The 13,191-nt window shown below is 45.1% G+C and carries 13 protein-coding genes; 5 read left to right on the top strand and 8 right to left on the bottom strand.

Features of this window, described 5'->3' with window-relative positions; genetic code table 11:
* Nucleotides 1–21 precede the first annotated feature (21 nt).
* Nucleotides 22–672, bottom strand: a complete 651-nt coding sequence (gene elbB / locus A8140_RS19985) for an isoprenoid biosynthesis glyoxalase ElbB (RefSeq protein ID WP_005532408.1) — start codon at nucleotides 670–672, stop codon at nucleotides 22–24.
* A 12-nt stretch (nucleotides 673–684) separates the two neighbouring features.
* Entirely contained in the window at nucleotides 685–831 is a 147-nt protein-coding gene (locus A8140_RS25475) for a hypothetical protein (RefSeq protein ID WP_005532409.1), read from the bottom strand.
* A 129-nt stretch (nucleotides 832–960) separates the two neighbouring features.
* Here A8140_RS25475 and yddG point away from each other — a divergent pair, with 129 nt between their 5' ends.
* Nucleotides 961–1,863, top strand: coding sequence for an aromatic amino acid DMT transporter YddG (yddG, locus tag A8140_RS19980; RefSeq protein WP_033000202.1), 903 nt, complete (start codon nucleotides 961–963; stop codon nucleotides 1,861–1,863).
* A 318-nt stretch (nucleotides 1,864–2,181) separates the two neighbouring features.
* Here the strand turns inward: yddG and A8140_RS19975 are convergent, their stop codons facing one another.
* Together A8140_RS19975 and A8140_RS19970 are read right to left on the bottom strand one after the other, a co-directional pair.
* The gene (locus A8140_RS19975) at nucleotides 2,182–3,075 is read right to left on the bottom strand and encodes a cation diffusion facilitator family transporter (RefSeq protein WP_005532411.1); all 894 of its coding nucleotides are present in this window, start codon (nucleotides 3,073–3,075) and stop codon (nucleotides 2,182–2,184) included.
* Between the two features lie 175 nt (nucleotides 3,076–3,250).
* Entirely contained in the window at nucleotides 3,251–4,129 is an 879-nt protein-coding gene (locus A8140_RS19970) for a LysR family transcriptional regulator (RefSeq protein WP_005532412.1), read from the bottom strand.
* Between the two features lie 49 nt (nucleotides 4,130–4,178).
* Between A8140_RS19970 and A8140_RS19965 the strand changes: the two genes are divergently transcribed.
* Nucleotides 4,179–4,877 carry a class I SAM-dependent DNA methyltransferase gene (locus tag A8140_RS19965; RefSeq protein ID WP_005532414.1) on the top strand — a complete coding sequence of 233 codons (699 nt, stop codon included), beginning with the start codon at nucleotides 4,179–4,181 and terminating at the stop codon, nucleotides 4,875–4,877.
* A 63-nt stretch (nucleotides 4,878–4,940) separates the two neighbouring features.
* Here the strand turns inward: A8140_RS19965 and A8140_RS19960 are convergent, their stop codons facing one another.
* Nucleotides 4,941–6,749 carry a hypothetical protein gene (locus A8140_RS19960; protein ID WP_033000203.1) on the bottom strand — a complete coding sequence of 603 codons (1,809 nt, stop codon included), beginning with the start codon at nucleotides 6,747–6,749 and terminating at the stop codon, nucleotides 4,941–4,943.
* A 144-nt stretch (nucleotides 6,750–6,893) separates the two neighbouring features.
* Nucleotides 6,894–8,867 (bottom strand): acetoacetate--CoA ligase, encoded by a 1,974-nt coding sequence (locus A8140_RS19955; RefSeq protein ID WP_005532416.1) that lies wholly within the window; start codon nucleotides 8,865–8,867, stop codon nucleotides 6,894–6,896.
* 222 nt (nucleotides 8,868–9,089) lie between these two features.
* On the opposite strand from A8140_RS19955, the gene phhA reads away from it, so the two are divergent.
* Complete coding sequence (phhA, locus tag A8140_RS19945) at nucleotides 9,090–9,884, top strand: phenylalanine 4-monooxygenase (protein ID WP_005532417.1); 795 nt, start codon at nucleotides 9,090–9,092, stop codon at nucleotides 9,882–9,884.
* Nucleotides 9,874–10,212, top strand: coding sequence for a 4a-hydroxytetrahydrobiopterin dehydratase (locus A8140_RS19940; protein WP_005433587.1), 339 nt, complete (start codon nucleotides 9,874–9,876; stop codon nucleotides 10,210–10,212). The genes phhA and A8140_RS19940 overlap by 11 nt, the downstream gene beginning before the upstream one ends.
* A 260-nt stretch (nucleotides 10,213–10,472) precedes the next feature.
* Here A8140_RS19940 and A8140_RS19935 read toward each other — a convergent pair whose 3' ends face one another.
* On the bottom strand, nucleotides 10,473–12,242 hold the full coding sequence (locus A8140_RS19935; RefSeq protein ID WP_005532418.1) for a choice-of-anchor I family protein: 1,770 nt from the start codon (nucleotides 12,240–12,242) through the stop codon (nucleotides 10,473–10,475).
* A gap of 224 nt (nucleotides 12,243–12,466) precedes the next feature.
* On the opposite strand from A8140_RS19935, the gene A8140_RS19930 reads away from it, so the two are divergent.
* Complete coding sequence (locus tag A8140_RS19930; protein WP_005532419.1) at nucleotides 12,467–12,811, top strand: HopJ type III effector protein; 345 nt, start codon at nucleotides 12,467–12,469, stop codon at nucleotides 12,809–12,811.
* Nucleotides 12,812–12,871: 60 nt separating this feature from the next.
* Here A8140_RS19930 and A8140_RS19925 read toward each other — a convergent pair whose 3' ends face one another.
* Nucleotides 12,872–13,180 carry a cysteine-rich CWC family protein gene (locus tag A8140_RS19925; protein ID WP_005532420.1) on the bottom strand — a complete coding sequence of 103 codons (309 nt, stop codon included), beginning with the start codon at nucleotides 13,178–13,180 and terminating at the stop codon, nucleotides 12,872–12,874.
* Between the last annotated feature and the right edge of the window lie 11 nt (nucleotides 13,181–13,191).

Raw genomic sequence — 13,191 nt, 5'->3', positions numbered from 1 at the left:
TTTTAAGCAAACGTTCTCGAATTAGGCGATTTTGACTAACTTATCAACCAGTTTTTCAATGCCTGACGCAGCTTGAGAGATATTCTCCGCTAGCATATAAGCTGGAGTTGAAAGTACGTTGTGTTGCTCGTCGAAGTATATCTCATCTACCTGACAGCTTACGTGCTCTCCACCCATGTGACCAAATGCAGCAGCCGTTGCTTCATCGTTACCAATTGTGCCTTGTACGCCTTGGTCGTAAATCAGAGGGATAATGGTTGGCGCGATGCATAAATAGCCCGCAGGTTTGCCCGCTTGAGCGAATGCACGACACGCTTGGGCTACATGAGTATTAATCGAACATTCCGCTCCTGAGGCGGCGAAGTCGGTTAAGTTTTTCGCTGCACCAAATCCACCCGGAAGCAGTAAGGCATCGTATTCATCAATGTTGAGTTTGGCGACATCATCAATGTTACCGCGAGCGATACGAGCCGATTCGATCAAGACGTTGCGTTTTTCATCCATTTCGTCACCAGTTAGGTGGTTGATGACGTGGAGTTGGTCAATGTTAGGTGCAAAGCAGTGCCAAGTTGCCCCTGTTTTCTCGATGGCGTAGAGAGCCAATACGGCTTCGTGGATCTCAGAACCGTCGTAAACGCCTGAGCCACTTAAAATAACTGCGACTTTTTTCATGATTGGATTCCTTTACTCTGAACGTTCCTTAGGTCGTTCTTCACTATCTAGACCACGCGCTTCCGAATGTGTTTCAACGCTTTCACTCTCGTCGTCTTCATCATAGTAGCGCACAACAAACGGTGTCAGCATGACACTTGAAGGTATAAAATGTTTCATATCGACTCCAACCGCTTAATAGAGTGGTTTTTATACCGATTTTTGAAAAAGAGTACGTTGAAGCGGATCATTTTTGAGTTAAGCTGCAGTTTCCTTTGGCATTCATGAGCACTAGGTCACATAGATAATATGCAATCCTATCAATTTCGTTTCACCCTCTACGGTTGTATCGCCATTCTTTCTTGGAGCTGTTTACTCGGCATCGCAAGATTGGTGACCGAAAGCTTGGGGCCAGTAGGGGGCTCAGCCATGCTGTACTCGCTGAGCGCCATTTTTCTGTTGATTGTGGTTGGCATCCCAAAACTGTCGTATTTCTCACCCAAGTATTTAGTTCTGGGTGGAGCGATGTTTGTCTGCTACGAGATCTTCCTCGCGCTGGCATTGGGTTACTCCAATTCTCGTTCTCAAGCGATTGAAGTCTCGATCGTCAATTATCTTTGGCCAGCATTGACTGTATTGTTTGCTGTGTTGGGAAGTAATAAAAAGCCAAACTGGTTATTGTACCCTGCGGTAACGTTGGCGTTTATTGGTGTGGCTTGGACGGTCAGTGGTGATAGCGGTTTATCACCAACGCAGTTAGTGGCTAATATCAGTAGCAACCCGATTGTTTACTTCATGGCATTCGCAGGCGCAGTCATCTGGGCGGTGTATTGCAATCTGACTCAAAGACAGCAATCAAAGCACAATGCAATCACTTTGTTCTTTATCGCGACAGCCATTTCTTTGTGGATTAAATACGCCTTTACTGATGAGCCACCAATGGCATTCAGTTGGGAAGCGATGGGATACTTAGTGGCTTCTGCGGCTTTAATGGCTGGTGGCTATGGATTGTGGAATATCGCGATTGTTGGCGGCAATATGGTGTTTCTCGCCACCTTGTCTTACTTTACGCCGATTTTCTCTGCTCTGTTTTCTTCTATTATTCTAGGCGTCACTCTAAGCCACAGCTTCTGGCAAGGCGTCGTAATGGTAACGGTTGGTTCGCTGATGTGTTGGTTAGTCACCAAAGAGAAGCGCGAAGCGGCTGGGTAATTCAATATACCAACCCCTCCTAACCTCCCCATGTATTTGGCATCTAAGCTCTCAACCCTCTGAGCCAAAGGGGAGGGACTGGTCCTGTATTCGAGAATAATTCATTGCTCATTGTTAGCATTCGCCGGATCAGTAGAAGAATGGCGAGCTGAAGTTTGCAAAGAATAGCTTTCCCCCTTGAACTCCTTAATCAAATGCAAGGCAGTGTTAGTCGATAAAAGGGGAAGTTGGAGGGGGGCAGTGCATTAATTGAATAAATGAAAAAAGCTCCCGAGGATGGGAGCTTTTTTTTGAGCTCTGATGATTCTTGGTGGCGCTCTAATAAGCGACGTTCAATTGTAACTGAAGCTTGAATCTGTGCTTCGATAGTCGCTTAGTAAGCTGCTTACGAGTGTGCTCTAGCGTATCAAGCTCTAGTGTGTCGTCATCCACATGCACGTCCACATTTACTCGCAGTTCCTGACCAACTTTAGTAACGCCAGCCAGTTTCAATTGGTGCTCAGTCACTTTTTCAATCTCAAGAACATCTTTACCAACGCTCTGACACAGCTCTTTGCTTGGTGTCATCATTAGCAGTTCACGCAGAGCACCAACTAGCATATCGAATGGTACTTTAAGGAAATAAAAGCCCATCAATACCATCATCATTGGGTCTGCATACACTGCGTAGTGGGCGTATGGCGTTAATGATACTAACCATGCTGCGATGAAACCCGCTGTGACTGCCACACTTAATAGCGTATCCATTTGCCATTGCTTTTTCTCGGCTTCGATTAAACCTGATGAGAAACGACGACTTTTCTTCGCCATAAACCACCAAGCGTAACTACAGCCAATCACGTTAACCACACCGAAGATGGTTGCGATTGAAGCGTCTACCTCACGGCCGCCAGACATTAACGCGGTTACCGCTGAGAACAATGAGAAAGCAACAACAATGAGAATAACCGCTGCTTTGATAGCGATAACGATAGGTTCAAGTACAGCTTTGCCGAAAGGGAAAATAGATTTTGATGGCTTGCTGATGTAGTGAGATGCTGCCAGCGACAATAAAGTTAACAGCAGACTGACTAGAGAATAAACACCGTCAAATACAATGACGATCGACCCAACAAGCAAGCCAAGTACCATGCCTCCGACAGCAAACCCTGATGCTAAAAGGGCTGAGAAGGTTAAGATACTGTTTTCGTTTTTGCTTGTCCTGTCACACATAAAAGATGCCTTAAATTATTACACCCTTACATTCTTCTCCTTAGGGCAAATTTAAGCAAATGAAAACTGTGTGACAATTAAACGATAAAATGCTAATTCTGATTTATATTTTTATTTTTCAAAAGCTTACGTTTAAATCTTGCCGTCAATATAATTGACGCTCACTGTAATATGTTTAGAAGTCGAATAAATACTCGCTTAATTTGTCAGCCAGCCAACTCATTGCAGGGTGCTCTGTTTGTCCGTTTGGAACGAACATGCAGTAGTCTTCTTGCGTCAAACCATAGGTGTGTTTGATCACCGCAAGTTTCTGATGTCTCAAATAATGTCGGATCAATGGTTCTGGCAACACCCCCCATGCATCTTCTTCTAAAATGGTATTTAGCATGTAGTCAAAGCTGGAGAAACCAATGTATCGAGTAGAAAAGGGGTGTAGCTCCGGGTTGTCTTTTTCATTCAAGTACACCATCAACGCTTGCATCTGATTACGAAGGTCTTCATCGGTTACGCGGCGCATTTTACTGAGTTGGTGATCGAAGCCGCAGACTGACATCATGCGAATTTTACCAAGTGGGTTATAAACGATGTGCGGATCATCCACTCGTTCATAATCGACACCAAACGCAAAGTCGACCTGTTGGGTGCTGACTAAGTTAGCCAAGTCACCACTGGATGCGAGAATCAGGTTGAATGTAGTGGAAGGGAAGCGGTTATTCAGCGTATGCGAGAGTTCTTGCCACAATTCATCTGGCAGTGAATCATCACGCGCCACCCATACCTCAGCGTTGAAGCCATCAGAAACTTGCGCGCAGGTCTTTTTGATTCGCTGTGCGGTTACTAGCAAGTTTTCGCAGTCTTTAAAAATGGCTTTCCCCGCTTCCGAGAGCGTGAGTTGATTGCCCGTACGAGTAAATAGCTCGACGTCTAAGTCTTTTTCAAGCGCTTTTATCGCCATACTGAGCTTAGTACGGTTGCAGTTGAGTTGCCGAGCGGCCTCCGATACGGAGCCATATTCGGCAATGGTACAAAAGGCTTCAACTTGCGATAAGTTCATGATTAAAAAAGACCTAAACTAAAATGATGAGAATCGATAACGTAGACGAATGAACGTACTGACGCCTAGAAAGATTATCGAAAAAAACGCGGATTCGCCAGATAAGTCTATGGTGTTTTGGCGTTTTTGCGGTAATCTATGGGGGTTACAAGAAGTGAACATGGAGGCCACGATGGCACAAGATTGGGACGGCTTAGCAAAGAACTGGGAATCTAACCCAGCAACAGATCAATTTGCTCAGTCGGTGTTTGCACAGTTACAACAGCTTACTCAGCTTGATGGCATTAAAGTATTGGATTTTGGATGTGGGACAGGGCAGTTAAGCCAACTATTGTCGCCATCCGCAAAAGAGATTGTGGCGCTGGATGCATCTGAGGCCATGATTGAAGAGCTTGATAAGAAAGAGCTAGAGAATGTAGAACCGGTTGTTGACGCATTGACGCGTGGTCTAGTCGCTCAGCACCCAGCATTCCGTGGTCAATTTGACCTAGTCGTTGCTTCTTCAGTGTTGGCGTTCATCGAAGATTACGAAACGTCTCTAGAGATTGCTCATTCGTTACTTAACGCTGGTGGTCACTTCGTGCATTTTGACTGGATCGCAGATTCAGCAAAAGAAGGCTTCACGCTAGCGAAATCAGAAAACGCACTTATCAAAGCAGGCTTTACTGAGGTAGAAACGAAGAAAGTCTTCGAAGTTACATCAGACGGTCACACAATGTCAGTTTTAATGGGCGTAGGTCGCCGTTAATTCCCGATAAAGAACATAAGAAAAGCGAGCTATTTAGCTCGCTTTTTTGTTTCCAAACTTTCGTTATTTTTGGATGATGACGGTATGGGAAATGCCATTAACCGTTGCATCACCAACAATATTTAGCTTGCCATCTTTATCATAAAAGACAAACTTAGGAACCGTTGTATAGCTAGAACCATTAACGGTTGTATTTGGAAGGCTGAACGTCTCCATTTCAGTTAGGTACAAAGAGTTCAAAATAGCGACTCTATTCTGTGCTCCCGCCAGTGCGATTGCGACCTCTTTGCCGTTATGAGATTCATCGAGAGACTGAATTGTCTCAATATAAGGCCAAGTATAGTCATTATCTGGTAGCGTGATCTTACCTGCATAAGTCATGTCAAATGCTGCATCTCCTGACGCATTTAGCCTAACTCCACATTCTGTGTAAATGTATGTGCCTGCATGATTAAACCAGAAGTTACGGCAGAACTCATAGTCACCATGGTATGGTGAATCAATTGGATCACTCGGGCTTGCTGCGTCCGTAATGTCGGTTCTCGAAATATCTCCAGGGCTTACTGTTGTGGATAAACTATATAAAGCACTTCCTGATGGGTCCATTTTAAGCACTGATTGAGCATAGTAATTCCAGCCACCGGTTGACGTTACAGCCCCAGTTCCTAGATCAATGATCTGCAACCCCGCCCATTGGTCGTCTGTGGGCAATGTCCATACGAAGTTACCATTAGTAGAGAGGTCATAAATGTTTTGTGATGTGAATACATTTGACGCGACAGTACTCAGCGGCGAAGTTGCGTTGTAATCAAATGTTGTGATCATCGCATCATGTCCAACGACAAAACGATTTGTCCCATTTATGTTATCTACGTCTACTGAAGATGGGTACTTACCAAGTTCAAATTCGTATGACTTAGAGTCGTTGAGATCATAAAAATAAATCGCATTTTTAGGCGAATTTGAAACAACGGCGATGACATTTAAAGCGTCAGAGTATGTAGAGTCGACCACGTTATGGCGAGATGCGCCATCAAAGGTTACCTCGGTTCCTGCCGCAGGCGTATCAGGCAAACCTTCGTCAGGGCCTGGTGTCAAATAATCTGTGATCGTGTAACTAACCGGGACAGTTAGAGGGCTACCTTCAATAGGGTAGTAACAGCTATTATCAAAACACGCATTTACGGTTATTTCCGTATCAAATGTTCCCGTACCAAGGAAGATAGGATCTTCCATTTGCATGTAAAGGTTTACATTTGTATTCGAAACACTCGGTGAAACGTATGAAATTACCGAGCTGTTTTCGTCGGCATTTATATTTAGATTGTAGAGATTGGAGCCAGAAAGAGCGATGGCATCTGAAACATCTTTGGAGACAAAGCTTTCGCTGTAATCAGCTGCAACATCAATTTTCGGAACAATAAGCTCAACTTTCTGATCAAGAGTAACCTCATTCGTTAACGTCACATCTATTGGAGAGCCAGAATAGTGTTTGTCACAGTTTATGTCATGACATATAGCAAACTGCGCAGTTGTCGATTTTTCGCCGTTTCCGATCTCATAACCTCTTTTGAATGTGACCGATGCATAACCACTTCCGTCTTCATTGAAGTAGAAAAAAACATCAGAAAGTAAGTTGCCGGTATCGGTTAATACGCCGTAGTACAGGTCATCACCTTCCACGTAGTTGACGCGGAAAGGGACTTCGACATAAGCTGAGTAGTACGCGCTTGACTCCGTCTTGAAGCTGGTTTCAGCCATGGAGATGGAGCTTGATGCTTTTGAGCCACCGCTGTCACCGCCTCCTCCACACCCAGTTAGCGCTACAAGCGCCAAGCCTGACATCATGCAATAAATATCTCGCCTGATCATACAATTACATCCATTTTATATAGTTTGTTGAATAGACGAGCGAATGTAATCATATGGTTGCAAAGCCTTGCAATGCATACACTCTGTAAATTGGTTTCGTTTCACACTTCTTGTTGAGTGTATGGCTAAATATTCGGCATAACGCTAACTTTGGAATGAATATCTCTTTATTTCCACCAAAACTTCTGGGTTAGCAATCGCACCTAAGTTCTCAACTTCCTTACCATTTATGACTTGTTTGACCGCAAGTTCTACCAACTTTCCTGAGCGCGTTTTTGGAATGTCGCTGATAGCGAATATTTGGCTTGGTACATGCCTTGGTGAGCAGGACGTTTTAAGGCGCGACTTAATCTCTGATACTAATCCGTCATCTAAAGTGACACCCGAAGTGGTCTGCACAAACAGCCAGATTTGCTCATTACGATCGACTTCTTTACCTACAGCGATAGAATCGACAATGCCTTCAATAGCATTCACTTGTTGATAAATTTCCGCAGTACCGATGCGCACACCGCCAGGGTTCAATAATGCATCGCTGCGACCATAGAAAATGAGGCCACCGTTCGCGCTGCGTTCTACATCATCACCGTGGTGCCAGATATTATCGAACTTGTTCCAATAGGCACTGTGGTAGCGTTCACCTGTATCGTTCCAAAAGCCGACAGGGAAGTTAGGCATGGAGTTGGTGCAGACGAGCTCTCCGCGCTGCTCATTAACACTTTGACCTCGTGAGTCGAACACTTGAACATCAATGCCCAAGCCCGCGTACTGGCACTCACCACGATAAACAGGCGAGATAGGGTTGCCTAATACAAAGCAACCACAGATGTCTGTGCCGCCTGAGATGGAAGCCAAATGGAGGTCTTGCTTGATGTGTTGATAGACGTAATCAAACTGTTCTGGATAAAGCACAGAGCCAGTAGAGCACAGCGTTTTTAAAGCAGGGAGTGAGTAATCTTTGATTGGCGACAGTCCGGTTTTTTCTATCGCTTCTAGATACTTGGCGGCAGTTCCGAAGAGACTTACTTTTGCACGCTGCGCTAAATCCCACAACACATTAGATGTCGGATAAACAGGGCTACCATCGAAAATCACCAAGCAGGCGCCGCTTGCAAGGGCAGACACGTGCCAGTTCCACATCATCCAACCACATGTGGTGTAATAAAAAACACGATCTTTAGGCTGGATATCTGAATGGAGTTGATGCTCCTTTAGGTGATTAAGAATCGTGCCGCCAACAGAGTGCACGATGCACTTAGGCTTGCCCGTCGTGCCGGAGGAATAAAGCACAAACAGCGGGCTATTGAATTCCACACGAGTGAAATGCAATGGAGCAGGGGAATACTGATTAGTGATGTTTTGCCAATCGTGAGTACAAACGTCGAACTCAAACACATTCGGTTTGAGGTAACCGATCTGACACACTTGTCTTAGCCCATCAAGATGATCCGCGATGTGATGGTTCTTCTCCGACATATCGAAGGTCTTGCCACTGAAGGTATAACCATCGCAGGTGAACAGGACTTTCGGCTTCACTTGCCCGAAGCGCTCAATAACGCTTTCTACGCCAAAATCAGGGGAGGTAGACGTCCAAGTTGCACCTAAGCTGGTGGTGGCTAGCATTGCAATAACGGTTTGTGGCATATAGGGTAAATAGCCAGCAACCACATCACCTTGCTTGATGCCGCACTCTACCAACCATTGCTGAACGCTCGAGACCTCATTACACAGCTCTTTCCATGTGTAGGTCTGTTTATCTCCGCGTTCATTTTCGAACCAAATTGCCAGCTCATCGGCTTGTTTCTCTGCCAAGCTGAGTAGATTCTCTGCATAGTTAACTTGTGCTTGAGGGAACCACACGGTGTCGCGGTTTGACATAGACGATTGCCAGCGGTTCTCACCTTGCGTTTTGATTGTATTTCCTTGCGTTCCAATCAAGTCACAAAACTGCCAAACCTCTTTCCAAAAATGCTCGTTGTGCTCCAATGACCATTGGTGCAAATCAGAGTAGTTTTTGAGCTCGAAACCCTGTCGATTAATGTGTTCGATAAACTGCGTGATATTGGCTTGCTCGATTCGATCTTCCGTCGGCTGCCAGACTCTGTTGCTCTCGCGCATAGTTCCCCTCTATAACAAAGTTTTAACGTTTTCAGTCTGAAGTGAAGTTTCAACAAAGTCAAACCAATGAGTGAATGTGGCTTTCCAGTTATATCAAGGTGTTAAGTGTTTATGTAAAGAAAATGTTACACCTGAATTTTGATTGAAAAATCGTCAGGGGATTGGAAGGTGAAAAGAGTGTAGATAGGCTTAATGTAAAGGATTTGTTAACGGAGATGTGCAATGACTCAGTATCATTCAAAACCCGTCGATCAGGATGGAAGGGTAGAATGGAGCCATGAAGAGGATGCCATTTGGCGCGACTTGGTAACCAGACAAATGAGCGTGATTCAAGACCGAGCATGCGAGGCGTATCTGCATGGACTTAAGCTGCTTGATTTACCCCAGGACCGAGTGCCACAACTGCCCGAAATCAATCGTGTTTTGATGGAAACCACGGGCTGGCAAGTGGAGCCAGTGCCAGCATTGATCGACTTTGATCGTTTCTTCAATCTGCTTGGCAACAAACGCTTCCCAGTCGCGACGTTTTTGAGAACGCGAGAAGAGTTTGATTACCTACAAGAGCCGGATTTCTTCCATGAGATTTTTGGTCATTGCGCCATGCTCACCAACCCTGATTTTGCCGCCTTTACCGAGCACTACGGACAGCTTGGACAAGCTGCGACACCAAAGCAGCGAGGCTACCTTGCCCGTCTATATTGGTTTACAGTCGAGTTCGGCTTGGTCCGAGAAGGTAATCAAACCAAAATCTACGGTGGCGGTATCCTTTCATCTCCGGGAGAAACCATCTATTCATTGGAAAGCAACATCGCGATTAGAGGCGAATTCGATCTGCAAACTGTTTTAAGAACGCCTTATCGCATCGATATCATGCAGCCGAAATACTACGTGATTGAAGATTTGTCCCAGCTTTTCCAAATCAGCCAACTGAATTTATTGAAACAAGCCGATCTAGCGATTGAAGCCGGATTGCTTCCACCACTTTTTGAACCAAAGGAACCTGCTCATGTTGAATGAACAAAAATGCGAAGCTTGTAGTATCGATGCCATTGCACTTAGTAAAGAGGAACAACAGTCTCTGCTGCTGCAATTGTCTGATTGGCAGATCATTGAGAGAGATGAGATTCCTCAACTTGAAAAGGTCTACAAGTTTAAGAACTTCAAACAAGCGTGGGCGTTTAGCAACAAGATTGCTGAGCTTGCAGAAGATGAATTCCATCACCCATCTATCTTACTGGAGTGGGGCAAAGTGACCATCACTTGGTGGAGCCACTCTATAAAAGGTCTGCATAAGAACGACTTTATCTGTGCTTCGAAGTGCGATGCATTGGCGATTGAAGAATAGAGCTGAGTGATTAAAGAGAGATTCCGGACATCTCGTTCCTCGATTCCTTAATGACGTTGGTTGTGATGGTACTACTTGGAACTGGAAGAGAACTTTTCCACTTTTTAGGCTAGTATCGTTCTGAACTGCTAAGCTAGTTTCCGTCATTCTCGAGAGCGACGAAGGAGCGAGTCGGGAATCTCACTCTTACTATAAACAAAAACGCCCGGACTGAAGTTCGGGCGCTTTACTTTTAAGTTTGTTCTCTTGAAATGTGGGTATTAAAGCTCAATTCGAAACACAGACGTCGTGCCTGAAACTTCATTGCCTACTGCGATAAAGTGTTGTCCGTTACGACCAAAGTAGTTGATTGACTCCGGCGCCAAATCACCTGCTTTTGGATTGTAAGTATTGTTCGTACATTCGCTATCTTCCACTTCTGTACAAACTGGTTGGCTGTAATCACGACGGTTTACGTAATGCAGGAACTGCGCTTGCTTCGGGTCTGTGATGTCATAAATCATGATGCCACCTTGGCGTTCCAAACCGATGAACGCGTAATGACGACTATTGATTTGTGCCACTTCAATCGCCTCTGGCTCAATGCCTTTGTCGTCGCTGCGGTCATCGCCGCTGTCATTGCTATCGTTAGTGCTGTTGAAGTTCTTACCTTCATTCATCAATGCGATGGTCGCGAAATCGTCACCACTATCGAAAACCAACTCACCGTTTTCATCCCAGATAGAGAATGAACGGGCACCGTACGCTTGAACGTTGTTTTGCGCAGAAAGTGTTTGTTCAGGCTTAATCACTTTTAGACGCGCGAGTTGTTTGTTGTCTTTTAGTGCTTCTGCTAATGGGTGGTCTGCTGCGACTTTCAGCTTCTTACCTCGTACCTCATCAACATGGCTTAAACAGGTGCCTTGCTCAGAAGTATATTCATCTGTACCGAGGTAATCGTCTTCATCCCACTTAAAGCCCGCTTGGTCACATAGCGCTTGCGTTGTTTTGAAGCCATATTCACGACCGTCACCTTCGTTGGCAGAGAGTATGTAAGTTTTGCCATCTACCGAGTAACTGTCGAGGGTATCTGGCATGTACAGACCAACCAGTTGAGGGTAACTCTTAAAATTACCAATGATTTTGTCTTTGTTCGAGGCATCCAGTTTTGATTCAGACCAAGATTTCTCGCCTAGACCGACAATCTTCTCTACCGATTTGCTTTCAGGGTTTACGATTGCCATCGCATTGTTCTCTTGCAGTGCAACGTAGATTTTGCCGTTGTCTGCAAAAGTGAGGTATTCCGGCTCTAGATCCTGCGCCACCGTGGCATTTGGACCTGAGATTCGAACACCAGCAGGCAATTCAGACTTACGTGCACCATCGAACTCATTGAAACCAATCTGCGTGACCTCTGCTTGGTTTACGCCTTGGCTCAAGTCGATCAGCGTGATGCTGCCTTCTGGGTCGACACTGTAGTCACCATTTGGCTCACCTTCGTTTGCTGTTGCGATGTATCTGCCGTCTTTTGAGAAGCCAACCATATCTGGCAGTGCGCCGGTAGGGAAGGTGGTGATAAGCGACAAATCATCCGAGCGATACAAACCAATAATGCCATTTGCTTGTTTATCGCTGTTTTCAATCGCAACAGCGACTAAACCATTAAAGACTGCAACACTGTTTGCTGCACCAATTTCAACGCCCGCTGTTTTGCCCGCGATGTTGAGATCAATGAAGGCGGTTTGTGTTGGTGCGCCTTTGTCATCCATAGAAAGCACATCGACACGCTTTGCTTGAGCGTTGACTACGTAAAGCTTGTCAGTACACGCATCATATTGAACGATTTCTGCTGCTGATGTGTCGAATGGTGCGTCAGCGATAGACGTTCCCATAAAGGTCAATCCTTGGATGGATGCCTCTCCCGCAACAGGTGCTACCGATGCTTTACATTGGGCTGTAAACGAAGAGAGAGAATCGTCAGGTTGAGATGAACATGCGATGGCAAGTGAAGATAATGCCAATACGCCTATTGCCTTAAATGGGGTGGTCATGATATTTCCTTATTAAACGGATACAATGTCACTCAATGCACCTACAGTAGATATCTATTCATTCACCAAAACAGTGAGGAATAGCGCATTGATTGAAGTGTTATTAAACAAGGCTCTGAATATATGTATGATTTATGACCCTTGTATTGGCTTTTTATGAAACAAATGTGTCACTGTTTATCCAATGTTATTTGGGAAAGTAAAGACACTAGGAAGTAGGAATAATGGAACTAAAACAATTTTTGGATGCGCTAGCGGCATCACCAGAGACTGTTGAATTTGAAACGGCAATGGCAGCCATTGAGGCAAACTACGAGTTTACGCCAGCGGCCTTTGTGAATGGTGAAACGCAGAATAATGCAGGTGAGAACAACAGTTCATGCAAGATCTTCGCTTTTGGTCAACTGAATAACCTAAGCAAAGAAGCAACGTTGGCGTGTTTTGGTCGTTTCTACCGAGAAGATGTGTTGGCGCACCCAGCGAATAACGACCATCAAAACATTCGTAACTTTATGGTGACGGGTTGGGATGGCGTGAAGTTTGAATCCCAAGCGTTAGCGCAGAAATAGTTCGCTGAACTTACCTTCATTTCAATGATAGCCAGTCCGTTGTGTCCTGTATTCGATGGGCTAGGCGACTGGCTTTTTCTCCAAACACTTACGACATAAACAGAGCTGTCCTGCCTCTGCCTCTGGTAAATCTCTGGTCTCAATATTAAAGCACCAACACGTTTCTTTCCCAGCAGCAATATCACAGTGCGCGTTCGTGCCACATTCAGGGCAAGAGTGGGTCGAATCATTCCCAACTAATTGCTCAATGATGGCGTCTCGTTGAGCGTCAGACTTATTTTTCCACTGAATGATTTCTTCCACAGTTCGGTGGCAACCAGAACAGATCCCGCCATTGTTTTTACAGGCCGCGCGGCAAGGTGACTTCATTATTTTTCTCG

Source organism: Vibrio campbellii CAIM 519 = NBRC 15631 = ATCC 25920 (genome assembly GCF_002163755.1).
In the GTDB taxonomy this organism is placed as follows: Bacteria; Pseudomonadota; Gammaproteobacteria; order Enterobacterales; family Vibrionaceae; genus Vibrio; species Vibrio campbellii.
The sequence above is the reverse complement of the archived record's forward strand: the minus strand, read 5'-3'. Positions and strand labels throughout refer to the sequence as shown.